The sequence below is a fragment of the Enterobacter cloacae complex sp. P2B genome (assembly GCF_014895985.1).
Taxonomy (GTDB): domain Bacteria; phylum Pseudomonadota; class Gammaproteobacteria; order Enterobacterales; family Enterobacteriaceae; genus Enterobacter; species Enterobacter bugandensis.
The window spans coordinates 142,104-168,115 of the sequence record NZ_JADBQQ010000003.1 but is presented as its reverse complement, the minus strand read 5'-3'; the positions used below and the strand labels follow the sequence as shown (position 1 = coordinate 168,115).

17 protein-coding genes and 1 rRNA gene are annotated in these 26,012 nt (G+C 57.0%); 14 read left to right on the top strand and 4 right to left on the bottom strand.

Annotation, left to right across the window (positions count from 1 at the left end; genetic code table 11):
* From rrf to birA, 3 genes are all read left to right on the top strand, one after another.
* Positions 1–108: ribosomal RNA gene (rrf, locus tag IM313_RS02695) — 5S ribosomal RNA — on the top strand; the annotation flags it as partial.
* A 124-nt stretch (positions 109–232) separates the two neighbouring features.
* Complete coding sequence (gene murB / locus IM313_RS02690; RefSeq protein ID WP_192971967.1) at positions 233–1,261, top strand: UDP-N-acetylmuramate dehydrogenase; 1,029 nt, start codon at positions 233–235, stop codon at positions 1,259–1,261.
* Complete coding sequence (gene birA, locus IM313_RS02685) at positions 1,258–2,220, top strand: bifunctional biotin--[acetyl-CoA-carboxylase] ligase/biotin operon repressor BirA (protein ID WP_047363553.1); 963 nt, start codon at positions 1,258–1,260, stop codon at positions 2,218–2,220. The genes murB and birA overlap by 4 nt, the downstream gene beginning before the upstream one ends.
* Before the next feature lie 194 nt (positions 2,221–2,414).
* On the opposite strand, the gene bcsG is transcribed toward birA, so the two are convergent.
* From bcsG to bcsE, 3 genes are read right to left on the bottom strand one after another with little or no spacing between them, the layout of a single operon-like run.
* Positions 2,415–4,094, bottom strand: a complete 1,680-nt coding sequence (bcsG, locus tag IM313_RS02680) for a cellulose biosynthesis protein BcsG (protein WP_153657380.1) — start codon at positions 4,092–4,094, stop codon at positions 2,415–2,417.
* Positions 4,087–4,281: a cellulose biosynthesis protein BcsF gene (bcsF, locus tag IM313_RS02675; RefSeq protein ID WP_072201618.1), complete on the bottom strand. Its 195-nt coding sequence runs from the start codon at positions 4,279–4,281 to the stop codon at positions 4,087–4,089. The genes bcsG and bcsF overlap by 8 nt, the downstream gene beginning before the upstream one ends.
* Positions 4,278–5,840, bottom strand: a complete 1,563-nt coding sequence (bcsE, locus tag IM313_RS02670; protein ID WP_048960024.1) for a cellulose biosynthesis c-di-GMP-binding protein BcsE — start codon at positions 5,838–5,840, stop codon at positions 4,278–4,280. Before bcsE ends, bcsF begins: the two co-directional genes overlap by 4 nt.
* A 174-nt stretch (positions 5,841–6,014) precedes the next feature.
* Between bcsE and bcsR the strand changes: the two genes are divergently transcribed.
* The 9 genes from bcsR to IM313_RS02625 all read left to right on the top strand — a co-directional run bounded on the left by bcsR (position 6,015) and on the right by IM313_RS02625 (position 21,880).
* Positions 6,015–6,203: a cellulose biosynthesis protein BcsR gene (gene bcsR, locus IM313_RS02665; RefSeq protein WP_028014761.1), complete on the top strand. Its 189-nt coding sequence runs from the start codon at positions 6,015–6,017 to the stop codon at positions 6,201–6,203.
* Positions 6,204–6,214: 11 nt separating this feature from the next.
* Entirely contained in the window at positions 6,215–6,967 is a 753-nt protein-coding gene (gene bcsQ / locus IM313_RS02660; RefSeq protein ID WP_049000465.1) for a cellulose biosynthesis protein BcsQ, read from the top strand.
* Positions 6,964–9,579, top strand: coding sequence for a UDP-forming cellulose synthase catalytic subunit (gene bcsA / locus IM313_RS02655; protein WP_192971966.1), 2,616 nt, complete (start codon positions 6,964–6,966; stop codon positions 9,577–9,579). The genes bcsQ and bcsA overlap by 4 nt, the downstream gene beginning before the upstream one ends.
* A 10-nt stretch (positions 9,580–9,589) precedes the next feature.
* Positions 9,590–12,010: a cellulose biosynthesis cyclic di-GMP-binding regulatory protein BcsB gene (bcsB, locus tag IM313_RS02650; RefSeq protein ID WP_192971965.1), complete on the top strand. Its 2,421-nt coding sequence runs from the start codon at positions 9,590–9,592 to the stop codon at positions 12,008–12,010.
* Positions 12,011–12,016: 6 nt separating this feature from the next.
* Positions 12,017–13,123 (top strand): cellulose synthase complex periplasmic endoglucanase BcsZ, encoded by a 1,107-nt coding sequence (gene bcsZ / locus IM313_RS02645; RefSeq protein ID WP_192971968.1) that lies wholly within the window; start codon positions 12,017–12,019, stop codon positions 13,121–13,123.
* Complete coding sequence (gene bcsC, locus IM313_RS02640; RefSeq protein WP_192971964.1) at positions 13,105–16,587, top strand: cellulose synthase complex outer membrane protein BcsC; 3,483 nt, start codon at positions 13,105–13,107, stop codon at positions 16,585–16,587. The genes bcsZ and bcsC overlap by 19 nt, the downstream gene beginning before the upstream one ends.
* Positions 16,588–16,706: 119 nt before the next feature.
* Positions 16,707–18,713, top strand: a complete 2,007-nt coding sequence (gene hmsP / locus IM313_RS02635; protein ID WP_192971963.1) for a biofilm formation regulator HmsP — start codon at positions 16,707–16,709, stop codon at positions 18,711–18,713.
* 159 nt (positions 18,714–18,872) lie between these two features.
* Positions 18,873–20,159, top strand: a complete 1,287-nt coding sequence (locus tag IM313_RS02630; protein ID WP_136484768.1) for a dicarboxylate/amino acid:cation symporter — start codon at positions 18,873–18,875, stop codon at positions 20,157–20,159.
* Positions 20,160–20,386: 227 nt separating this feature from the next.
* Positions 20,387–21,880, top strand: a complete 1,494-nt coding sequence (locus IM313_RS02625) for a pitrilysin family protein (RefSeq protein ID WP_041911852.1) — start codon at positions 20,387–20,389, stop codon at positions 21,878–21,880.
* Between the two features lie 47 nt (positions 21,881–21,927).
* Here the strand turns inward: IM313_RS02625 and IM313_RS02620 are convergent, their stop codons facing one another.
* Positions 21,928–22,857, bottom strand: coding sequence for a sugar kinase (locus tag IM313_RS02620; protein ID WP_192971962.1), 930 nt, complete (start codon positions 22,855–22,857; stop codon positions 21,928–21,930).
* A gap of 229 nt (positions 22,858–23,086) precedes the next feature.
* Between IM313_RS02620 and pdeH the strand changes: the two genes are divergently transcribed.
* Together pdeH and IM313_RS02610 are read left to right on the top strand one after the other, a co-directional pair.
* The gene (pdeH, locus tag IM313_RS02615; RefSeq protein ID WP_192971961.1) at positions 23,087–23,860 is read left to right on the top strand and encodes a cyclic-guanylate-specific phosphodiesterase; all 774 of its coding nucleotides are present in this window, start codon (positions 23,087–23,089) and stop codon (positions 23,858–23,860) included.
* A gap of 65 nt (positions 23,861–23,925) precedes the next feature.
* Positions 23,926–25,968 (top strand): AsmA family protein, encoded by a 2,043-nt coding sequence (locus tag IM313_RS02610; protein WP_192971960.1) that lies wholly within the window; start codon positions 23,926–23,928, stop codon positions 25,966–25,968.
* The last annotated feature ends 44 nt before the right edge of the window (positions 25,969–26,012 follow it).

Genomic DNA, 26,012 nt, shown 5'->3' with positions numbered 1-26,012 from the left:
CTTTAGCGCGGTGGTCCCAGCTGACCGCATGCCGAACTCAGAAGTGAAACGCCGTAGCGCCGATGGTAGTGTGGGGTCTCCCCATGTGAGAGTAGGGAACTGCCAGGCATCAAATAAGTGAAGAGGCCATCCGAAAGGATGGCCTTTTTGCGTTTCTGCGCTGCACAAACTAATCCCCCAACGCCCTGCTTATACGGTAAACTACCTGCGTTTTTGCATCAGGATAGCGTCTATGAACCACTCCCTTAAGCCCTGGAATACCTTTGGCATTCAACGTAATGCTAATCAAATTGTACGTGCCGATACTGCACAGCAGCTGCTGGATGCATGGCAAAGCGCAACAGAAAATAACGAACCCGTACTGATTCTGGGCGAAGGAAGCAATGTCCTGTTTCTCGACGATTTCGCGGGAACGGTGATCGTTAACCGCATCATGGGCATTGGTGTGGAACAGCATGCCGATAGCTGGCATCTGCACGTGGGGGCCGGAGAAAACTGGCATCAGCTGGTGCAATTTACCCTCGAAAAAGGGATGCCGGGTCTGGAAAACCTGGCGCTTATACCAGGCTGCGCCGGATCGTCACCCATCCAAAACATCGGTGCCTACGGCATCGAACTGAAACATGTCTGTGAATATGTCGACTGCATCGAACTGGCGACCGGAACGGCTAAGCGCTTAACGGCAGAACAGTGTCGGTTTGGCTATCGTGACAGTATCTTCAAGCATGAATATCAGGATCGCTACGTGATTGTCGCCGTGGGCCTGCGTCTGCCAAAGAACTGGCAGCCGGTGCTGACCTATGGCGATTTAACGCGTCTCGATCCGGCAACCGTCACTCCCCGCGACGTATTTGACTCAGTTTGCCATATGCGAATGACCAAACTTCCCGATCCGAAAGTAAATGGAAATGCAGGAAGCTTCTTCAAAAATCCGGTTATTAGCAGCGAAAATGCAAAAGCCTTTCTTGAAGGATGGCCCACTGCGCCACATTATCCTCAGGCAGATGGCAGCGTGAAGCTGGCCGCTGGCTGGCTGATCGATCAATGCCAGTTAAAAGGCACGTCCGTAGGTGGCGCTGCCGTTCACCAGCAGCAGGCTCTGGTACTGATTAATCAATGCGATGCGACCAGCGATGATGTTGTCCAGCTGGCGCATTATGTTCGTCAACGTGTGGGCGAAAAGTTTAGCGTCTGGCTGGAGCCAGAAGTCCGCTTCATTGGCCGCACAGGTGAAGTGAATGCCGTGGAGACCATTGCGTGAAGGACAATACCATTCCGTTAACCCTGATTAGCATCCTTGCTGACGGGGAGTTTCACTCTGGCGAACAGCTGGGCGAGCAGCTGGGCATGAGCCGTGCCGGCATTAACAAGCATATCCAGACGCTTCGCGACTGGGGCGTCGATGTGTTCACGGTGCCGGGAAAAGGCTACAGCCTGCCGGAGCCAATTCAATTGCTGAATGAAGACGTCATCCGCAGCCAGCTTGGACACGGCAACGTTGCGGTGCTGCCGGTGATTGATTCGACGAACCAGTACCTTATGGATCGGCTGAGCGAACTCTCATCCGGCGATGCCTGTGTTGCTGAATACCAGCAGGCCGGTCGTGGCCGTCGCGGTCGCAAATGGTTCTCGCCATTTGGCGCCAATCTCTATCTGTCCATGTACTGGCGTCTGGAGCAGGGGCCTGCCGCAGCCATTGGCCTGAGTCTGGTCATTGGTATCGTCATGGCGGAAGTGCTGCACGATCTGGGTGCCGATCGGGTCCGCGTTAAGTGGCCAAACGATCTGTACCTTAACGATCGTAAACTTGCCGGTATTCTGGTCGAACTGACGGGTAAAACCGGTGATGCGGCGCAAATTGTTATTGGCGCGGGCCTCAATATGGTGATGCGTACTGTCCAGGATGACGTGGTGAATCAGGCCTGGACCAATCTCCAGGAGGCGGGGATCGTCATCGATCGTAACACCCTTGCCGTGCGCATGATTAAAGAGCTGCGCAGCTCACTCACGCTTTTTGAACAGGAAGGCCTGGCACCGTTCCTGTCTCGTTGGGAAAAGCTGGATAACTTCATCAACCGTCCGGTGAAGCTGCTGATTGGTGATAAAGAGATTTACGGCATTTCCCGCGGTATTGACGCACAGGGCGCGCTGCTTCTGGAGCAGGATGGCGCGATCAAGCCCTGGGTGGGCGGTGAGATTTCCCTGCGAAGCGCCGAATAACCGGATGGAGTAAACGATGCGAAAATCCGTCTGCGCTACCCTGGCATTTAACGATGGGGCAGCCTTCCGGAGAGCCCGAAATCACCTCTAAAGACGACGACTATTCGGCAAGTCTGAAAATGCGGATGTGGATTTCAGCGCAATAATGACGCACTGACTACCCCCTCTCCCCTGTGGGAAGAGGGGGAAATCAGTTACTGCGGATACGGTACCCAGTCCCCGCCGTTCAGGCGAACGTACGGTTTGTTCTGATACTGAATCACTACCGCGTTGGCGTTCTCGGAGACTTCAGCCGTTTGCGGCAGGTTGCTGGTGAGCTGATCCCAGTTAACGCTATCTTCCACAAACAGCTTCCCGTCAACGGCGCGGGCAACCAGTTCTGAAATCGCCAGATAGCTGCTTGGCTGGGTAATCTCAATTGGTGCGCCCTGGTGCGGTGCCTTCATACCAAAGAATTTAATGCCTGCAGGCACGTTGGTAATGGACGGGCTTGGGATATCGCGCAGACCGGATACCTGCATTCTGTCGCCTTTCAGCGCGCCACCGTGCTCAGGTACCACGACCACCATCACTTTACGGCCAGATTTTTCCAGCTCCGTGAAGAACGCGTCCAGCTCGTCGAAGAATTTCTGCGCCCGCACTTTGTAATCCGCCGTTTTACTCACCCCCGGGAAGTGGTTACCGTCGTGAAGCGGCAGGGTGTTATAGAACGTTGCACTGCGCGGATTACTGTCTTTTTCGATGGTCTGCAGCCAGCGCTGCAGCACGGCGGTATCGTCATAAACCGGCGAGCCATCGAAGCCCAGCAGCGTAACGGGAAGACCGGTTTGATCCATCAGTGGCGCCTGCATGCCACCCTGTTCACGTACCTCTTTCAGGAAGTTACCGAACTGACCGTTATGCCCCAGCATCAGGTGCTGCGTAAAGCCCAGCTTCGCGAGATTATCGAACAAATAACACTGGTTGCCAGCGGGTTGATACAGGTTTTTATGCGATGCCTGACCGCAGCTTGCTCGCAGCAGGCGGATTGCCGCCGGGCCGCTGTATGAGGTGGCAGAGTTAAAATCTTTAAACTGGATGTCGAAATGGGACCACAGCGGGTGAGACATCAAACCGGCGGCATCCACGTCGGCCCAGGAGAGGGAACAGATGTTAATCACCAGCAGCTCAAACGGCTGCGCATCGGCTGGCAGCGCATCCGGGAATTTCGTCTGTCGCTTATCTTCAGCGGTATAGAAGCTGGAGAGCCAGGCATTAAGATTGGTGGAGGTCGGCGGTGCAGTCTGCGTTGGAATATCGCCCACCACCGGCGTATCGCCTGCCGTTGTAACGGTAGCCGCTGCGCTTCCTCCCGTCGTGGTCACCGTTGTCGTCGGCTGGCCGGCAGGCCACAGCGAAAAGCTTGGCCCCGCCAGCGTCAGCACGTTAAGCCAGATCATAATGGCGACGACAAACACCGTGACGCGGATCCACTGAGACAGGAACAGCCAGGCAACCAGCAGGACAAAGACGGCGCCAATCATCTGCCAGTTAATGAAACGCTCAGCCAGGTCAAGCATATAGTCTGCGCTGAAGCCCGCGACCTGCGATCCCTGGCTCATTATGCTTTCCGGACCAGGCAGCCAGGTATCGTGCCAGAACAGCGCAAAGCCGATGGGGATGGCCACCCAATGGCGTAAACGATGCAGCCTGATGTTCGGCAGAGGCATCAGCAGGAAGGCCATAAACACCAGGTTAAGCAGGGGATGGAAATTCAGATAACCTGCCCAAAGCAGGCCAAACTTCACCAGAAAGTAGAAGTTCCAGCCGGAAAGGCCGCGCCAGTATTGCCAGAGCGGCGAGGGTGACGAAGCGGTATAGGAAGAATTAGTCATGTTTACGGTCTGCCTTGACGTGTGATGCCCGTGTCAGTGTTCCGGCTGGTTTTACATAGCGAGGTTTTACAAACATCACTCTGGCCGTATCACGGATACGGCGTATGGAATGGCGTGCATAGTAGCCAAGCGGGAAAAAGATCAGCGCGCAGAATACGACCAGTTGGATGATATCGCTGATATTCATGATGGTGCGTTCTCCCCGTTCTCAGTTAATAAGCGAAGGGGTTCCGGAACCCGACGCCAGACATGTCCGTCATGTCTGGCATTGAGGAGCGGTTTAACATCGCTCGTGATTGCGAGCGGTTTAACCCATTGTTCAGGCTGGAGAGCGCGCATTTGCACCAGCTCTGCGCTGATAGCATTATCTTCGAACCAAATCATACGGTTCGAGAAAATATCCCCGGTAGGCAGGGGGAAGATGTGGTTAAGCGCGGTATCAAGATCGTTGACCCGGCAAAACGACAAAAACAGCACCAGGCGATTGTCGCCAATGGTCATGATGTCCCCTGTACGGTTCGGGCGACACAGGGTGAGCGCCTGCTCAACGCGAATGCCCGGGACCGGCCGCAGGGCAACCATAACCCCTTTCCCGTCCGCCGGAAGTAACGTGTTGCTCATCATGTTGCCGACGGCATCGCAGAACGTATCCCATTTCTGGTAGCCACGCAGCTTCATCGGCTGGGTCATGGAGAGCAGCGTGGAGATATCTTCCGGTACATGGCGACTGAACTGCTGACCCTGAACGCTTTCAATAAGCGTCAGGCAGCGTGACAGTGGCGCATTCCAGGGGATAACCATATTTGCCCCGCAGCCCAGAAGCAGACGCTCATCGGTAGCGCGCAGGCTGGTATTATTTTCGCGTACCACAATTTTTAACGCGCTGCCGCGCTGGCGGCGCAGGGTGTGAATTTGTCTCGCCAGCGTTTCAATCTGATTATTCTGCATCAACGAGAAAACGAGGGTGGCTGCCTGGGTGGTGCGGGCTTCATGAAAAAGCGCTTCGTTAGACTCAAACAGTGACCAGTTTTCCGAAAGCGCGGGCGCGCCCTCTAAAACCGCAATATGGCTCAGGATGCGCTTTTCATCGCTGCGCGGCTGCACCACGGTTTCTTCCTGCTGTGCCAGGTGCCATTTCCCCTCAATATGTTTAAGAGTCAGCTGTTGCCTGGCGCTCACGCCCTTTTCATTGCACCAGAAGGCAATATCGTAGAGATAGCTGCCTGCCTGGTCACGAAGACTTGCCAGCCCGAACAGGGAGCGATATTCGCCCATCAAAAGTGAGAACAGCTTGTCGTTATTACTGCCGGGGTTGACGACCAATAGCGTGCAATTTTGAAACTTTGCCCATTTATTGATTTTTTCCAGCCACGACAGCAGTTTTTCCGCAGGAATATTTTGCAGTATGTTATTTGCACATTTAAGAATCACTAAATAGTGATCCGGATCTATAGAGCACTGAACGTCGCGGGACAAAAAGTATAGACTATCCGCTTCCGCTGACATAGAAAACAAACGTACTTTCTGGGGGCCGCTGTCGCTTTCCAGCGTAATTATTTTCTTCGGCTCTTCGCCCATGCTAATGACGGCCACGCGGGAATCCTTATCCTGAGCGGCAATTGTCTGGTTTACCAGGCTGATAGCGTCTTCATTACGATCCGTATTAATCCACCAGACTCCACCGACTGGCATGTGGCTCAATTCGTCCCATAATGACTGGATGCCAATAGAAAATATGGAGTCCACGATGTCCCTCTTTTCGTCTAATTTGCCTGTATCTCAGTTTACTAGCGAAAGCGTAGAAATAAACCTAACATTGAAATTAAAGAACATCAGATTTAGCATGTAAATGAAATTTGTCAGGGCAGGATGCCCCGCAACTTCCGAGCGTGCGATTTTCCTCAAAGGGATGGAATAAGAATGGATAATAACGAACCTGCAACCCCAGTCGACTCGACTCTGGGTTACACATTCCAAAACGATTTTCTGGCGCTGGCGCAGGCCTTTTCTCTACCTGAAATAGATTACACCGATATTTCCCAGCGGGAACAGTTGGCTGCTGCTATTAAACGCTGGCCGTTATTAGCTGAATTCGCCCATCAACATTAAGGGAGCCATTGATGGCCATACTCGGATTACAGGGCGTCCGTGGCGGTGTGGGTACCACATCTGTTACCGCGGCGCTGGCGTGGTCATTACAGCTTTTAGGTGAATCGGTGCTTGTGATTGACGCCTGCGCCGATAATTTGCTGCGTATGTCGTTCAACGTCGATTTCACTCGCGAAGAGGGCTGGGCCCGCGCGCTGCTTGATGACAAAGACTGGCGGGATGCGGGGCTACGCTATACCTCCCAGCTGGATTTACTGCCTTTTGGCCAACTGACCACCACAGAACGCGAGAATGAAGCCGCCTATCAGCGTCTGTTTTCGCAGTTCACGCTTGCGCTGCAGAGCCTGAAAGAAAAGGGGTACTACCAGTGGATCCTGCTGGATCTGCCGCACGGCGCCGGAACGCTGACCCGGCAGCTCATCGCCCAGTGCGATCATGTACTTTCCGTGGTGAACGTCGATGCGAACTGCCATATTCGCCTGCATCAGCAGGGGCTGCCTCAGAACGCACATCTCCTGATTAACGATTTACGTATCGGTAGCCAAATCCAGGACGACCTCTATCAGGTGTGGCTGCAAAGCCAGCGCCGCCTGCTTCCCATTGTGATTCATCGGGATGAGGGGATGGCGGAATGCCTCGCCTCCAAGCAGCCGCTGGGCGAATACCGCAGCGACTCGTTGGCAGCAGAAGAGATCCTGACGCTGGCGAACTGGTGTCTGCTGAACTTCGCCAGCAAGGCGGAGCCTGCCGGGAGTTCGGTATGAGTCGACTCGCCAGCTGGCTTCTCATCCCGCCGGTCAGTTCGCGTTTGAGCGATCATTACCGGCACTTTCGCCGGCATGGTGCTCTGGCATTCAGCGCCGCGCTCGGCTGTTTCTGGCTGATTCTGGCCTGGACGTTCATTCCACTCGAGCACCCGCGCTGGCAGCGCATCCGTGCGCGTCACGGCGAATTATACCCACACATTAACCCCGACCGACCACGGCCTTTGGACCCGGCGCGCTATCTTATTCAGGCCGTCTGGCTGGCAATATCGTCATCCCGAACGGAGAAAATAACGCCGCACTGGCGCAGCTATTCCCGCGTACAGCAGTTACGTGAACGCTATCACCAGTGGCTGGATAAACTGCCCGCTAGCGTCAGCGATAAGACCAGCCATCTGGATAACCATAAAGAGCTTGGGCATCTCCAACCAGGCTTGCGGCGTTTTATTCTCGGCGTGATTGTCGTGTTCTCGCTCATTCTGGCGCTGGTTTGTATTACGCAACCTTTCAACCCCCTGGCGCAGTTCATCTTCCTGATCCTGCTGTGGGGCGTTGCGTTGCTGGTTCGTCGTATTCCGGGCCGTTTCTCGGCGCTGATGCTGATTGTGCTGTCGCTGACAGTTTCCTGCCGCTACATCTGGTGGCGTTACACCTCAACGCTGAACTGGGACGACCCGGTCAGCCTGGTGTGCGGTCTGGTGCTGCTGTTTGCTGAGACCTACGCGTGGATTGTGCTGGTGCTAGGCTATTTCCAGGTGATCTGGCCGCTCAACCGCCAGCCGGTTCCGCTGCCTAAAGACACCACGCAGTGGCCGACCGTCGATCTCTTCGTCCCGACCTACAACGAAGACCTGAGCGTGGTTAAAAACACCATCTATGCCGCGCTGGGCATCGACTGGCCGAAAGATAAGCTCAAAGTCTGGATCCTGGATGACGGCAACCGTCCGGCGTTTCGCCAGTTTGCGGAGGAGGTCGGCGTCGAATACATCGCCCGCCCGACTCACGAGCACGCGAAGGCCGGGAATATCAACAACGCCCTGAAGTATGCCTCCGGGGAGTTCGTCTCGATTTTTGACTGTGACCACGTGCCGACGCGCTCGTTCCTGCAGATGACCATGGGCTGGTTCCTGAAAGAGAAAGAGCTGGCGATGATGCAGACGCCGCACCACTTCTTCTCGCCGGACCCGTTTGAACGTAACCTTGGCCGCTTCCGCAAAACCCCGAACGAAGGCACGCTGTTCTATGGGCTGGTGCAGGACGGGAACGACATGTGGGATGCCACCTTCTTCTGCGGCTCCTGCGCGGTTATCCGCCGTAAGCCGCTGGATGAAATTGGCGGAATAGCCGTTGAAACGGTAACGGAAGATGCGCATACCTCGCTGCGCCTGCACCGCCGCGGCTATACCTCTGCGTATATGCGTATCCCTCAGGCCGCTGGTCTGGCGACGGAATCACTCTCCGCGCACATTGGTCAGCGTATTCGCTGGGCGCGCGGCATGGTGCAGATTTTCCGCCTCGATAACCCGCTGATAGGCAAAGGGCTCAAGCTGGCGCAACGTCTCTGCTACGTCAACGCCATGTTCCACTTCTTGTCCGGCATCCCGCGGCTGATCTTCCTGACCGCGCCGCTGGCGTTCCTGCTCCTTCACGCCTATATCATTTACGCCCCCGCGCTGATGATTGCGCTGTTCGTTCTGCCGCACATGATCCACGCGAGCCTGACGAACTCGAAGATTCAGGGCAAATACCGGCACTCCTTCTGGAGTGAAATCTACGAAACGGTGCTGGCGTGGTACATCGCGCCGCCGACGATGGTCGCGCTGATTAACCCGCACAAAGGGAAATTCAACGTCACCGCGAAGGGCGGTCTGGTGGAAGAAGAGTACGTCGACTGGGTGATCTCCCGCCCGTATATCTTCCTCGTGCTGCTGAATATTGTCGGCGTGATCGCCGGTATCTGGCGCTACTTCTACGGCCCGGAAAACGAAATCCTGACCGTCTTTGTAAGTATGGCCTGGGTGTTCTACAACCTGATTATCCTCGGCGGCGCGGTGGCGGTGTCGGTAGAGAGTAAACAGGTTCGTCGCGCGCATCGCGTTGAAATCTGCATGCCTGCGGCAATCGCCCGTGAAGATGGTCACCTCTTCTCCTGCACGGTGCACGACTTCTCTGACGGTGGCCTGGGGATCAAAATCAACGGCCAGGCGAAAGTGCTGGAAGGGCAGAAGGTTAACCTGCTGCTTAAGCGCGGTCAGCAGGAGTATGTCTTCCCGACGCAGGTTGTGCGTGTGGCAGGCAGTGAAGTGGGTCTGCAGCTGATGCCGTTGACCAAAAAGCAACACATTGATTTTGTGCAGTGTACGTTTGCCCGTGCGGATACATGGGCTCTCTGGCAGGACAGCTTCCCGGAAGATAAACCTCTGGAAAGCCTGCTGGATATTCTGAAGCTGGGGTTCCGTGGCTATCGTCACCTTGCAGAATTTGCCCCGTCGTCGGTGAAATTAATTTTCCGGTCACTTACTTCGCTGGTTTCCTGGGTCGTGTCGTTCATTCCTCGTCGTCCCGAGCGGGATGAGACGAAGCAGGCGGACCCGGTTATGGCTCAACAATGATGATAACGCGATGAAAACAAAACTTTCCTGGTTATGTGCAGTGGCAGTGGGAGTGAGTGCACTTCCCGCAACAATGGCTAACGCAGCACCCGGTAACGCAGCGGCGACGCCTGCGCCGACGGTCCCTGTCGTCGCGCAGGCAACCGATCCGGTTGTTACGGCGGCACCCGGTCAAACAGAAAACATCATTCCGAACCAGCCAACGGAGGGGAACACCCTGCCGGTCGAGAATCCGGTCATCGGGCAGGTGATGCCGGGCGTGCGGGGGGCTAACGCGCCCGTTGTCGCGGATAATGTGCCGTCGCGGGACGTGAAGCTGACCTTCGCGCAAATCGCGCCGCCGCCGGGCAGCATGGTGCTGCGCGGCGTCAACCCTAACGGCAGCATTGAATTTGGTATGCGCAGCGATGAGGTTGTTTCAAATGCGGTACTGAACCTTGAATACACCCCGTCGCCATCCCTGCTGCCGACGCAGTCTCAGCTGAAGGTCTACCTGAACGATGAACTGATGGACGTTCTGCCGGTGACCAAAGAGCAGCTGGGTAAGAAAACACAGGCGCAGGTGCCGATTAACCCGCTCTTCATCACCGACTTTAACCGTATCCGTCTGGAGTTTGTTGGTCACTACCGCGATGTCTGCGAAAACCCCGCCAGCAACACGCTGTGGCTGGACGTCGGGCGTAACTCCTCGCTGCAGATGACCTACCAGCCGCTGGCGCTGAAAAACGATCTGTCGGCGTTCCCGGTTCCGTTCTTCGACCCGCGTGATAACCGTCCGCTCACGCTGCCGATGGTGTTTGCATCGTCCCCTGACGTGACCGAGCAGCTGGCGGCGACCATTGTGGCCTCCTGGTTTGGCTCCCGCTCCGGCTGGCGCGGTCAGAACTTCCCGGTGATGTATGACAAAATGCCGGACAGGAACGCGATTGTCTTTGCAACCAACGCGAAGCGTCCGGGCTTCCTGCGCGACCACCCGGAAGTCAAAGCGCCAACCATTGAGATGGTAAGCCACCCGGATAACCCGTACGTGAAGCTGCTGGTGGTCTTTGGTCGTGATGATAAAGATCTGGTCCAGGCCGCGAAGGCGATTGCTCAGGGCAACGTCCTTTTCCGCGGCAACAGCGTGGTGGTGGACGAAGTTAAGCCGCTGCTGGCGCGTAAACCTTATGACGCGCCAAACTGGGTGCGTACCGACCGCGCCGTGACGTTTGGTGAACTGAAAACCTATGAAGAGCAGCTGCAGGCCTCCGGCCTTGAGCCATCGCCGATTAGCCTGTCGCTGAACCTGCCGCCGGATCTGTACCTGCTGCGCACCAACGGCATTGATATCAATCTCAACTACCGCTATACCGCGCCGGCGACGAAAGACAGCTCGCGCATGGATATCAGCCTGAACAACCAGTTCCTGCAATCGTTCAGCCTGCAAAGTACCCAGGACACCAACCGTCTGATGCTCCGCCTGCCGGTGCTGCAGGGGCTGCTGGACGGAAAAACGGACGTCTCTATTCCGGCGCTGAAGCTTGGCGCGATCAACCAGCTGCGTTTTGATTTCCAGTACATGAACCCGATGCCTGGCGGTTCGGTGGATAACTGCATCACCTTCCAGCCGGTACAAAACCACGTTGTGATCGGCGATGAGTCGACCATCGACTTCTCGAAGTACTACCATTTCCTGGCGATGCCGGATCTGCGTGCCTTTGCTAACGCGGGCTTCCCGTTCAGCCGCATGGCCGATCTCTCTGAATCCATTGTGGTGATGCCAAAAGCGCCAAACGAAGGTCAGGTGACGACCCTGCTCGACACCATGGCAACCGTAGGCGCGCAAACCGGATTACCGGCAGTTAACGTCACGTTGACGGACGATGGCAGTCAGATTCAGAACAAAGATGCGGATATCATGGTGATCGGCACCATCCCGGACAAGCTGAAGGATGAAAAACGTATCGACCTGCTGGTGAAAGCCACCGAGTCGTGGGTTAACACGCCGCTTCGCCAGACCGAGTTCCCAAGCATTATGCCGGACGTGAACGACCGTAAGGCCAGCGCGCAGACGGCCGTAACCTCTCAGGGGGCGATGGCTGCGGTGGTGGGCTTCCAGTCTCCTTACAACGATCAGCGTAGCGTGATAGCCCTGCTGGCGGACAGCCCGCGCGGCTATGAACTGCTGAATACCGCGATGAACGACAGCGGCAAACGTGCCGCGATGTTTGGTTCTGTGTCGGTGATCCGCGAGTCCGGCGTCAACAGCCTGCGCGTGGGTGATGTGTATTACGTCGGCCATCTGCCGTGGTTCGAGCGCCTGTGGTATGCGCTGTCGAACCATCCGGTTCTGCTCGCCATCCTGGCTGCAGTCAGCGTGGTCTTGCTGGCATGGGTGCTGTGGCGTCTGCTGCGCATCATCAGCCGTCGTCGCCTTAACCCGGATGAGTAAGACGTGATGAAAGCCTTTCGCTGGTGTGTAGTCGCAGCGTTGATGCTGGCGGCGATCCCTCTTCGCGCCGCCTGTACCTGGCCTGCCTGGGAACAGTTTAAAAAGGATTACATCAGCGAAGGCGGGCGCGTCATCGATCCGAGCGACACGCGCAAAATTACAACGTCGGAAGGGCAAAGCTATGCGTTGTTCTTTGCCCTGGCCGCTAACGATCGCAAGGCGTTTGACCAGCTGCTGGCGTGGACGCGCGATAACCTCGCCAGCGGCAATCTCAACGATCGTCTGCCCGCCTGGCTCTGGGGACAGAAAGACAAAGAAAACTGGGGGGTGATTGATACCAACTCCGCCTCAGATGCCGATGTCTGGATTGCCTGGTCGCTGCTCGAAGCGGGCCGGTTATGGAAAGACCCGGACTATACCCAAACGGGCAAGGCACTGCTAAAACACATTGCCAGCGAGGAAGTGGTGAAAGTGCCGGGCCTCGGCTCAATGCTGCTTCCCGGTAAAGTCGGTTTTGCCGAAGAAAACGCCTGGCGCTTTAACCCCAGCTACCTTCCTCCACAGTTAGCGAGCTATTTCACCCGCTACGGTGCCCCGTGGACCACGCTGCGTGAAACCAATCTGCGGCTGCTGCTGGAAAGTGCGCCGAAGGGATTCTCGCCGAACTGGGTGCAGTATCAGAAAAACAAAGGCTGGCAGCTACAGCAGGATAAAACGCTGGAAGGGGGCTATGACGCCATCCGTGTCTATCTTTGGGTGGGCATGATGAGCGATAAAGATCCTCAAAAAGCCCGGCTGCTGACGCGCTTCCAGCCGATGGCGGCAAAGACAATTAAACAGGGCGTGCCGCCGGAGAAAGTGGATGTGGCGACGGGGAAACACACCGGCAATGGCCCGGTCGGGTTCTCTGCCGCGATGCTGCCGTTTTTACAGCAGCGCGATGCCCAGGCGGTTCAGCGCCAGCGCGTGGCAGATCATTTTCCCGATAACAATGCCTACTACAGCTATGTATTGACTCTTTTTGGTCAGGGATGGGATCAGCATCGTTTTCGCTTCACCGCTAAGGGTGAATTAATACCGGATTGGGGCCAGGAATGCGCAAGTTCACAGTAAATCTACTCACTCTATCGCTTGGGCTGGCACTGATGCCGCTGGCGCAGGCCGTTAACTCTCCGCAGCAGAAACAGCTGCTGGAGCAGGTTCGGCTGGGCGAATCGACCCATCGCGAGGATTTGGTTCGTCAGTCGCTCTACCGTCTTGAGCTGATCGATCCGAACAACCCTGACGTCATTGCCGCCCGCTTTCGCTACCTGCTGCGCCAGGGCGATAACGCCGGAGCGCAAAAAGAGCTGGACCGCCTGAAGGGGATCGCCCCTGACTCCGGCGCGTACCAGTCCTCACGCAATACCATGCTGCTTTCCACCCCGGATGGTCGCCAGCAGCTTCAGCAGGCGCGCTTACTCGCTACGACAGGGCACACGCAGGAGGCGATTGCCGCCTATAACAAGCTCTTTGACGGCAACCCGCCGGGCGGCGACGTGGCGACGGAATACTGGAATGTGGTGGCGAAAGATCCTGCCCGTCGCGCTTCGGCCATCAACCAACTGAAAAAAATAAACAGCAGCAGCCCCGGGAATACCCAGCTCCAGACGACGCTGGCCCAGCTTCTGTTCCAGAGCGGACGCCGTGATGAAGGCTTTGCGGTGCTGCAGGAGATGGCTAAATCCACCGGCGGCCGCGGCCAGGCCTCTGACATGTGGTATGAGCAGATCAAAGACCAGCCTGCCAGCAGCGCCAGCGTCACCGCACTGCAAAAATACCTGACCGTCTTCAGCGACGGCGATAGCGTCGCGGCGGCGCGCGCCCAGCTTGAGGCGCAGCAAAAGCAGCTCGCTGACCCGGCGTTCCGCGCGAAAGCGGAAGGGCTGGCGGCGGTGGATGCCGGGCAGGGGAGTAAGGCGGTGGCGGAGCTGCAAAAAGCCGTCAGCGCCAACCATGCCGACAGTGAAGCGGTGGGGGCTTTGGGGCAGGCCTATTCCCAGAAAGGCGACCGCGCCCGCGCGGTGGCACAGTTTGAAAAAGCGATTGCCCTCGATCCGCAGAGCGATAACCGCGGGAAATGGGACAGCTTGCTGAAGGTTAACCGCTACTGGCTGCTGATCCAGCAGGGGGATGCGGCGCTGAAGGCGAATAACCCGGCGCAGGCGGAGCGTTACTATCAGCAGGCGCGCAACGTCGACAATACCGACAGCTATGCGGTGCTGGGGCTGGGAGATGCTGCCGCCGCGCGTAAAGATAACGACGCGGCGGAGCGTTATTACCGCCAGGCGTTACGTATGGACAGCAGCAACAGCAATGCGGTTCGCGGCCTTGCCAATGTTTACCGTGCGCAGTCCCCGGAGAAAGCCTCGCAGTTTATCCAGTCGCTCTCTGCCAGCCAGCGCCGGAGTATTGATGATATTGAGCGTAGCCTGACTAACGAGCAGCTTTCCGCCCAGGCAGAACAGCTGGAGAGTCAGGGGAAATACGCTCAGGCGGCAGACATTCAGCGTCGCCGTCTGGCACTCTCGCCCGGTGACGTCTGGATAACCTATCGTCTCTCGCGCGATCTCTACAGCGCGGGCCAGCGCAGCCAGGCGGATACCCTGATGCGCCAGCTTGCCAGCCAGAAACCGTCTGACCCGGAGCAGGTGTATGCCAACGGGCTCTACCTGTCCGGAAACGATCAGGACCGGGCCGCGCTGGCGCATCTGAATACCCTGCCGCGCAGCCAGTGGAACGGCAACATTCAGGAACTTGCCGACCGTCTGCAAAGCAATCAGGTGCTGGAAACCGCCAACCGCCTGCGCGACAGCGGCAAAGAGCAGGAGGCGGAAAATCTTCTGCGTCAGCAGCCTGCCTCCACCCGCATCGACCTGACGCTGGCGGACTGGGCGCAGCAGCGTGGAGATCTGAACGCGGCGAAAACGACGTACAGCGCCGTCCTGCAGCGTGAGCCGCAGAACGAAGACGCGATCCTCGGTCTGACCGAAATTTACAGCGCGGAAGGTAACAAAGATGCCGCCCGTGCGGAGCTCGCGAAACTGCCCGCCGCGCAAAACGGCCAGCCGCTGTCGCTCAATATGCAGCGCCGGATCGCGATGGCGCAGGCAGGACTGGGCGATTCCGCTGCTGCAGAACAGACCTTCAGCAAAATCATTCCGCAGGCCAAATCGCAGCCCGCCTCCATGGAAAGCGCGCTGGTGCTGCGTGATGCTGCCCGCTTCCAGACGCAAAACGGCCAGCCGCAGCAGGCGCTGGAGGCGTATAAAGATGCGATGGTGTCGTCCGGCATCACCACGACGCGTCCGGTGGACAATGACAGTTTCACCCGTCTGACGCGAAACGATGAAAAAGATGACTGGCTGAAGCGCGGCGTGCGCAGTGACGCCGGTGATTTGTACCGTCAGCAGGATGTTAACGTCACGCTGCAGCACGACTACTGGGGCTCCAGCGGCACGGGCGGCTATTCTGACCTGAAAGCGCATACCACCATGCTCCAGGTGGACGCCCCACTCTCTGACGGGCGCATGTTCTTCAGAAGCGATCTGGTCAACATGGACGCCGGCACCTTTGATAACAATAACGGAACCTACGACCCTAAATGGGGGACCTGCTACGACACGCCGTGTAGCGGCAACACCAGCCAGAGCGACAGCGGCGCCAGCGTCGCCGTTGGCTGGCAGAATAAAACCTGGGCGATGGATATTGGTACCACGCCAATGGGCTTTGACGTCGTCGACGTGGTGGGCGGTATCAGCTACAGCAGCGATTTAGGCCCCATCGGCTACACCGTCAACGCCCATCGTCGGCCTATCTCCAGCTCTCTGCTGGCGTTCGCCGGGCAAAAAGATACCAATACCGGCACCACCTGGGGCGGCGTGCGCGCGACGGGCGGCGGGGTAAGCATCAGCTATGACAAAGGCGAGGCGAACGGCGTCTGGTCAAGCCTGAACGCGGAAACGCTGACCGGTAAAAATGTGGAAGATAACTGGCGCGTCCGCTGGATGACGGGTTATTACTACAAGCTCATTAATAAAAACAACGAGCGCCTGACGGTCGGTGTCTCCAATATGCTCTGGCACTACGATAAGGATCTGAGCGGCTATTCCCTCGGCCAGGGCGGCTACTACAGCCCGCAGGAGTATGTCTCCTTTGCGCTGCCGGTGACCTGGCGTAAGCGTACGGAAAACTGGTCCTGGGAGCTGGGTGGCTCGGTGTCCTGGTCCCACTCCAAAACCAAAGACGAGCTGCGTTACCCGATCCAGAGCCTGATCCCGACCGATGAGCCAGGCCGCTATACCGACCGTGGCGCGATGGAAACCGGCAGCTCCTCCTCCGGGACGGGTTATACCGCGCGGGCAATTATCGAACGCCGGGTCACCTCCAACTGGTTTGTGGGCATGGGCGTAGATATTCAGGAAGCGAAAGATTACACCCCAAGCCATGCGCTAATTTATGTGCGCTACTCTGCTGCAGGCTGGCAGGGCGATATGGACTTACCGCCGCAGCCGCTTATTCCTTATGCGGACTGGTAATCGGATTTTCCTTAATCCATTTGTAAGTCTCTCTTAATAGCGCGGCAATCGGGTATACTCAGGCGCGCCAGGTTTACACCCTGGCGCGCCCTGCGCTTCGAGTTTTGTGGAGAGTCATTTTGCGTGTCAGCCGTTCCTTAACGATCAAACAAATGGCGATGGTCTCTGCCGTCACTATGCTGTTTGTACTGCTCTTCTGCGTAATTTTGCTGTTTCATTCCGTACAGCAGAATCGCTATAACACGGCTTCGCAGTTAGAAAGTATCGCCCGCTCGGTGCGCGGCCCGCTCTCCGCCTCGATCCTGAAAGGGGACATTCCCGAAGCGGAAACCATCTTAAAGCGCATTCAGCCTGCCGGCGTCGTTAGCCGCGCCGATGTCGTCTTACCCAACCAGTTCCAGGCGTTGCGGATGAGTTTTATCCCGGAGCGTCCCGTCCCGATGATGGTGATGCGCCTGTTTGAGCTGCCGGTGCAAATTTCTCTGCCTCTCTATTCGCTGGAACGTCCTGCCAATCCGCAGCCATTGGCCTACCTGGTTCTGCAGGCGGACTCGTACAGGATGTATAAATTCGTCATGAGTTGGGTGGTTACGTTAGTGACCACTTGCTTACTTATGACCCTGATCATCAGCGTAGCGCTGACGTGGTGTATAAACCGCCTCATTGTTCACCCGCTGCGCCGTATCGCCCGCGAGCTGAACGGGCTTTCGCCGCAGGATCAACTGGGGCACCAGCTTGAGCTGCCGCGTCTGCACCAGGACGATGAGATCGGTATGCTGGTGCGCAGCTACAACCTCAACCAGCAGCGCATCCAGCGTCATCAGGATGAGCTAAACAACAGCGCCACGCGCTTCCCGGTGTCGGAGCTACCTAATAAAGCGTTTCTGATGGCAATGCTGGAGCAGACCGTTGCGCGGCAGCAAACCACGGCGCTGATGGTGATTGCCTGTGAAACCCTGCAGGACACGGCGGGCGTGCTCAAGGAGAGCCAGCGTGAAATGCTGCTGCTGACGCTGGTGGAAAAGGTGAAGTCTGTCCTTGCCCCGCGCATGGTGCTGACCCAGGTCAGCGGTTACGACCTGGTGGTGATTGCCAACGGCGTGAAAGAGCCGTGGCACGCCATCACATTAGGTCAGCAAGTACTCACTGTCATAAATGAGCGGCTGCCCGTGCAGGGCATCCAGCTTCGTCCGAGCGCCAGTATCGGTATCGCCATGTACTACGGTGATTTAACGGCGGAGCAGCTGTACCGCCGCGCGTTCTCGGCGGCGTTTACCGCCCGGCGCAAAGGGAAAAATCAGATCCAGTTCTTCGACCCGGAGCAGATGGAAAAGGCGCAGCAGCGCCTGACGGAAGAGAGCGATATCCTGACCGCGCTGGATAACCGTCAGTTCGCCCTCTGGCTACAGCCGCAGGTGAATTTACAGACGAGGGAAGTGAAAAGCGCCGAGGCGCTGCTCCGCCTGCAGCAGCCGGATGGCTCCTGGGAGCTGCCGGAGGGGCTGATTGAGCGCATCGAATCCTGCGGCCTGATGGTCACCGTTGGCTATTGGGTACTGGAGGAGTCCTGCCGCCAGCTTGCCGCCTGGCAGGAGCGCGGCGTAACGCTGCCGCTGTCGGTCAACTTGTCTGCCCTGCAGCTTATGCATCCGACGATGGTCTCCGAGATGCTGGAGCTGATCCACCGCTACCGGATAAAGCCTGATACGCTGACGCTGGAAGTGACGGAGAGCCGGCGCATTGACGATCCTAACGACGCGGTGGCCATCCTGAAGCCGCTGCGCAATGCCGGCATTCGCATCGCGCTGGACGATTTTGGTATGGGGTACGCCGGGCTGCGCCAGCTTCAGCACATGAAAGCCCTGCCGGTGGACGTGCTCAAAATCGATAAATCGTTTGTCGACGGGCTGCCGGAGGACAGCAGCATGGTGCAGGCCATCGTCCAGATGGCGCGCAGCCTCAAGGTGCACCTTATTGCCGAGGGGATTGAAACCGAAGCGCAACGCGTCTGGCTGGCAGAGGCGGGCGTCGAGAGCGGCCAGGGCTACCTTTTTGCCCCCGCAGTGCCGCCGGATGTCTTCGAGCAGCGATACCTTTCTGGCGCTGACCATAACGCAAAAGTGTAATTTTGTTGCTGGCTTGTGCGAGCCAGTTCAAAGTTCTTAACATTTGTGTTTCAAATTTGAACCGGGTTTATTTCTGTCCTGTTATACGGGTGTTATTTTAGAGCCGCAGGTTAACCATAACCTTACAAAGCCTGTGGTTTTTCTTCCCAAGGACACCCTATGAAAACCTCACTCTTCAAAAGTCTTTATTTCCAGGTCCTGACAGCCATCGCCATCGGTATTCTGCTGGGTCACTATTACCCGGAGCTGGGCGCGCAAATGAAACCGCTTGGCGACGCGTTCGTTAAGCTCATTAAAATGGTCATCGCCCCGGTGATCTTCTGTACGGTGGTAACGGGCATCGCTGGTATGGAAAGCATGAAGGCGGTGGGCCGTACCGGTGCAGTGGCGCTTCTCTACTTTGAAGTGGTCAGTACCCTTGCGCTGATTATTGGTCTGATCATCGTCAACGTGGTACAGCCTGGCGCGGGTATGAACGTTGATCCCTCTACGCTGGATGCCAAAGCGGTCGCGGTCTATGCCGAACAGGCGAAGGATCAGGGCGTGGTCGCCTTCCTGCTGGACGTCATCCCTGGCAGCGTCATCGGCGCCTTCGCCAGCGGAAACATTCTGCAGGTGCTGCTGTTTGCCGTGATGTTTGGCTTCGCCCTGCACCGTCTGGGCAGCAAAGGCCAGCTTATCTTCAACGTGATTGAAAGCTTCTCGCAGGTCATCTTTGGCATCATCAATATGATCATGCGCCTGGCGCCGATCGGTGCCTTCGGTGCGATGGCCTTCACCATCGGCAAGTATGGCGTTGGTACGCTGGTGCAACTGGGTCAGCTGATCATCTGCTTCTACATCACCTGTATTCTTTTCGTGGTGGTGGTGCTGGGCTCCATCGCCCGTGCGACAGGCTTCAGCATTTTCAAATTCATCCGCTACATCCGTGAAGAGCTGCTGATTGTTCTGGGGACCTCCTCTTCAGAATCGGCGCTGCCGCGTATGCTCGACAAGATGGAAAAGCTCGGGTGCCGTAAATCGGTGGTCGGCCTGGTGATCCCGACGGGGTACTCCTTTAACCTGGACGGTACCTCGATATACCTGACGATGGCGGCCGTGTTTATCGCCCAGGCGACCAACAGCCATATGGATATTTTCCATCAGATCACCCTGCTGGTGGTGCTCTTGCTGTCGTCTAAAGGGGCTGCGGGCGTGACGGGCAGCGGCTTTATCGTGCTGGCGGCCACCATTTCTGCGGTGGGGCATCTGCCGGTGGCGGGTCTGGCACTCATTCTTGGTATTGACCGCTTTATGTCTGAGGCGCGTGCCCTTACCAACCTGGTGGGTAACGGCGTGGCCACGGTGGTGGTCGCGAAATGGGTGAAAGAGCTGGATCACAAGAAGCTCAACGATACGCTGAATAATCGCGCGTCTGATAGCAAAAATCCTGGTTTAACCTCCTAATCTTGTCACAATTGCCCGCATTCCCTTGTCGGGATGCGGGCTCCTGCGCATAATAACTGTTCATACCTGTCATAATTCGACAAGATTTTTTTTGGGTATATTTCACTTCGGACCGTGACGTTTTGCCGAACGCGCGGTCTAATCGACGTGTTTTCATCGTCATCTTTTAGAGTGCAGCGCGTCGCGAGACACTCTTTTTTAACCAGGAATGTTGATCAGGGGTTCACATGCAGGGCACAAAAATTCGACTCTTAACCGGCGGTTTGCTGATGATGGCAGCAGCCAGTTATGTGCAGGCAGATGCGCTCCAGCCAGACCCGGCCTGGCAACAAGGCACGCTAGCGAACGGTTTTCAGTGGCAGGTGTTATCTACTCCACAGCGTCCCAGCGATCGTATTGAAATCCGTCTGTCCGTAAATACCGGCTCCCTTACGGAAAGCACTCAGCAAACCGGTTTTAGCCATTTTATTCCCCGTCTGGCGCTCACGCAGAGCGGCAGCTTGCAGGCAGTACAGGTGCGTTCGCTGTGGCAACAGGCCATCGATCCGAAACGCCCCCTTCCTCCGGCTGTGGTCTCCTATGACTACACCATGTTTAACCTGAGCCTGCCAAATAACCGTAACGACCTGCTTAAAGAAGCCCTTACCTATCTCTCCGATGCCTCTGGCAACCTGGCGATTACGCCGGACACCGTGAACTATGCGTTGAGCAACGGCGACATGGTGGCGACCTGGCCTGCGGATACCAAAGAGGGCTGGTGGCGCTACCGTCTGAAAGGCTCAACGTTGCTGGGGCACGATCCGGCAGAGCCGCTGAAGCAGCCGGTGGACGTCGAACAGGTAAAATCGTTCTACCAGAAATGGTACACCCCGGACGCGATGACGCTGATCGTCGTCGGCAATGTGGATAGCCGCGCGGTGGTTGAGCAGATCAACAAAGCGTTTGGCGATCTGAAGGGCAAACGCGAAACGCCAGCCCCTGTCCCGACGCTCTCTCCGCTGCGCGCCGAGCCTGTCAGCATTATGACGGACACCGTGCGCCAGGACAGGCTCTCCGTGATGTGGGATAACGCCTGGCAGCCTATTCGCGAGTCTGCGGCGCTGCTGCGCTACTGGCGTGCCGATCTGGCGCGTGAAGCGTTGTTCTGGCACGTTCAGCAGACGCTCAGCAAAAACAACGTGAAGAACATTGGCCTTGGCTTTGACTGCCGCGTGCTGTTCCAGCGTGCGCAATGTGCCATTAACGTTGAATCGCCGGGCGATAAACTGAATGCGAACCTGGGTGTGGTGGCGAAAGAGCTGGCAAAAGTGCGTAAAGAGGGGCTCTCTGAAGAGGAGTTCAACGCGCTGCTGGCCCAGAAAAAACTGGAGCTGCAGAAGCTGTTTGCCACCTACGCTCGCGCCGATACCGACATTCTGATCAGCCAGCGGATTCGCTCCCTGCAGAATCAGGTTGTCGACATTGCGCCTGAGCAGTACCAGAAGCTGCGTCAGGACTTCCTGAACGGTCTGACTGTGAATATGCTGAATCAGGATTTACGTCAGCAGCTGTCTCAGGATATGGCGTTGATCCTTCTGCAGCCGAAAGGCGAGCCGGAATATGACATGAAGGAACTTCAGAAGACCTGGGATTCCATTATGGCCACCGCGTCGCAGCCGGCGCAGGCTGCAACAGCTGATGATCTACACCAGGACGCGTCGGATATTCCGCAGGGGCAGTAACCCCCTCACGCTAACCCTCTCCCCTTTGGGGAGAGGGTTAGGGGAAACTAAACAGGCATCGCCTCGCGCGGAATAATTGCCCCGCGATACTGAATCACGGTGCTGGCCGTCAGGTGCCCACGCTGTGCCGCCGCTTCCGGCGTTCCCCCCGTCAGGCGTACCGCCAGGTAGCCCGCGCTGAAGGAATCCCCCGCCGCGGTGGTATCAATCACTTTCTCTTTGGCCAGCTTCACCGCAGGGACCTCAACCACCGCTTCACCCGCAATCGCGACCAGGCACGACTCCGCGCCGCGCTTAATCACCACTTCGCTCACGCCTGCCGCCTGCGTGCGGGCAATCACATCCTCAACCGGCTTTTCACCCCACAGGGCGTCTTCATCATCGAGCGTCAGGAAGGCGATATCCGTGCACTGCAGCATCTGCTGATAAACCTGCTGCGTCTCTTCGCGGCTGGCCCACAGGCGCGGGCGGTAGTTGTTATCAAAAATCACCTTCCCGCCGTTGGCGCGGCATTCGCGCAGCAGCGAGAGCAGCTTTTCGCGGCTGGTCGGGCTTAAAATCGCCAGGCTAATGCCGCTCAGATAGAGATAGTCAAACGTCGCCAGCTCTTCGCAGATGGCCGCAGCTGCGTCGCTCTCCAGCCAGAATTTGGCCGCGGCTTCGTTACGCCAGTAATAAAACGTGCGTTCGCCGGTGCTGTCAGTTTCGATGTAGTACAGTCCAGGCAGGCGGTTTTCCATACGCTGTATAAGCGAGGTGTCAACATGTTCACTTTGCCAGGCTTCCAGCATCTGCTGGCTGAAGCTGTCCGTACCAAGGGCGGTGACGTAGTTCACGGCGAGTGCCTCAGGCGCAACCTGACGGGCAATGTAAACCGAGGTGTTTAACGTATCGCCACCAAATCCGCGGCTGACTTCCGCGCCTTTTTGTGACAGCTCAATCATGCATTCGCCAATCACGGCAATTTTTTTGGACATAGTCGTGAACCTGAACAGAAGAATTTTCAGCAGTGTGCGCCGAGTGAATTAGATGGTCAACTATATTAAAACGGTGTTCCATTATTTTATTTGAGCCAGCGCGTGTTCCGGCAAATTTCTGTCATCTTAATTTCATTTTCACGGTGAATTGAACATAAAGTTCTCAATTATCGCGCCGATAATCCTGTGACGAGTCCAGAAAGGCTATCCCAACAACAGGACATCTGAAATGAAGTCAGAGCAGGTTATCCAGCGGCTGAGCACTACGCCTGAGGCAAGTATTGAGAACTTGCAGGAGCATCGCTACTGGCTGCAATGTGAGCGCGCGTACACCTGGCAGCCGATCTATCGAACGGACGGTCGGCTGATGGCAATTGAAATTTTGACCGTCGTTACGCATCCCTCAAACCCTACTCAGCGCATCGCGCCGGATCGCTATTTTGCCGAAGTTGCCGTTCGCCAGCGTCTGGACGTGCTGGAAGAGCAGCTCCGTATGCTGGCGACGAAACAGGCCTTTTTCGAGCAGCATACGATCCTCGCCTCGGTGAACGTGGATGGCCCAACTCTGCTGGCGCTGCGTCAGAACGCGAAGCTGCAGGAGCTGATCGCCACCCTGCCGTGGCTGCGCTTTGAGCTGGTGGAGCACGTGCGCCTGCCGCAGGATTCCTCGTTTGCGTCAATGTGTGAATTTGGCCCGCTGTGGCTGGATGACTTTGGCACCGGTATGGCGAACTTCTCGGCCCTCAGCGAAGTGCGCTACGACTACATCAAGGTGGCCCGCGATCTGTTCATCATGCTGCGCCAGACCTCGGAAGGGCGGAATCTGTTTACACTGTTATTGCAGTTGATGAATCGCTATTGCCAGGGGGTGATCGTTGAAGGCGTGGAAACGCTGGAAGAGTGGCGTGATGTGCAAAACTCTCCCGCAGCGGCGGCGCAAGGCTATTTCCTCTCTCGCCCTGTGCCGATGGATCTCCTCGAAAGCGCCAGAACGACCCTCTGATAGCCCCGTTTCCCTTTGTCTGGACTATAGTTTTACAGGACAGGTCATCAGGAAAGGGGATAACAATGACAAAAACAACCAGGGTCATTTCCTGGATTACAGGGATTTTCTTGTTGTTGATCGCGATCGTCGTCATCATTATCGCGACGTTTGACTGGAACCGCCTTAAGCCGACCATCAACCAGAAAGTCTCAACTGAGCTGAACCGTCCCTTCGCCATTCGTGGCGATCTGGGTGTGGTATGGGAGCGTCAGAAAGAGGAGACCGGCTGGCGAAGCTGGATCCCCTGGCCGCACGTCCACGCCGACGACATTATTCTCGGCAACCCGCCAGATATCCCCGAAGTGACCATGGTGCATCTGCCGCGCGTGGAAGCCACGCTGGCGCCGCTAGCGCTCCTGACCAAAACCGTCTATCTGCCGTGGATCAAGCTCCAGCAGCCCGATGCGCGCCTGATCCGCCTCTCTGAAAAAAACAATAACTGGTCGTTTAACCTTGCCAGCGACGGCGAAAAAGATCCGAATGCCCAGCCCTCTTCGTGGTCATTCCGTCTGGACAATATTCTTTTCGATCGCGGGCGGATCGCCATCGACGATAAGGTCAGCAAGGCAGACGTGGAGATCCTGGTCGATCCGCTGGGTAAACCGCTGCCGTTTAGCGAAGTCACGGGCAATAAAGCGAAAGGCGATAGCGCCAAAGCGGGTGATTATGTCTTCGGCCTGACGGCAAAAGGGCGCTACAACGGTCAGCCGCTTAACGGGAAAGGGAAAATCGGCGGCATGCTGGCGCTCCGGAGCGAAGGCACGCCGTTCCCGGTACAGGCGGATTTCCGCTCGGGGAATACGCGCGTGGCGTTTGTGGGGACGGTCAACGACCCGATGAACATGGGGGGCGTCGACCTGCAGCTCAAGTTCGCCGGTGACTCGCTTGGCGAACTGTATGAACTGACCGGCGTACTGCTGCCGGATACCCCGCCGTTCGAAACGGACGGGCATTTGGTTGCCAAAATTGATACCGAAAAATCGTCCGTTTTCGACTACCGGGATTTCAACGGCCGCATCGGCGACAGCGATATTCACGGCACGCTGACCTACACCACCGGAAAACCACGGCCAAAACTGGAAGGGGATGTCGAATCCCGCCAGCTGCGTCTGGCCGATCTTGGCCCGCTGATAGGCGTGGATTCGGGCAAAGGGACAAAGTCAAAAGAGGTTAAGAAGGACGTTCAGCCTGCGGGAAAAGTGCTGCCTTACGATCGCTTTGAAACCGATAAGTGGGACGTGATGGATGCAGATGTGCGCTTCAAAGGGCGCAAGATTGAGCATGGCAGCACGCTGCCGCTGAGCGATCTCTCGACGCATATCATCCTGAAAAATGCCGACCTGCGCCTGCAGCCGCTGAAGTTTGGCATGGCGGGCGGGACGATTTCCTCTAACATTCACCTGGAAGGCGATAAAAAGCCGATGCAGGGGCGGGCGGAGATCCAGGCGCGTCGATTGAAGCTGAAAGAGCTGATGCCGAACGTGGAGCTGATGCAGAAAACCCTCGGTGAAATGAACGGCGATGCGGACATTCGCGGGGTGGGGAATTCCGTGGCGGCACTGCTGGGCAGCGGCAACGGTAACCTGAAACTGCTAATGAACGACGGTCTGGTCAGCCGCAACCTGATGGAGATCCTGGGGCTGAACGTCGGTAACTTTATCATCGGGCAAATCTTTGGCGATGACGAGGTGCGGGTGAACTGCGCGGCGGCGAATGTGGATCTGGTTAACGGCGTGGCGCGTCCGCAGATTTTTGCCTTCGACACGGAAAACGCGGTGATTAACGTGACCGGTACCGCCAGCATGGCCTCCGAACAGCTGGATTTGACCATCGATCCGGAAAGTAAGGGGATTCGTATTATTACCCTGCGCTCGCCGCTTTACGTGCGTGGGACCTTCAAAAATCCGCAGGCGGGCGTCAAGCCCGGGCCGCTGATTGCGCGTGGCGCGGTGGCCGCAGCCCTCGCGACGTTGGTCACCCCGGCCGCTGCGCTGCTGGCGTTGATTTCGCCGTCAGAAGGCGAGGCGAATCAATGCCGGACGATTTTGTCGCAGATGAAGAAGTAACGCCTTTCTCCCTCTCCCTGTGGGAGAGGGCCGGGGTGAGGGCA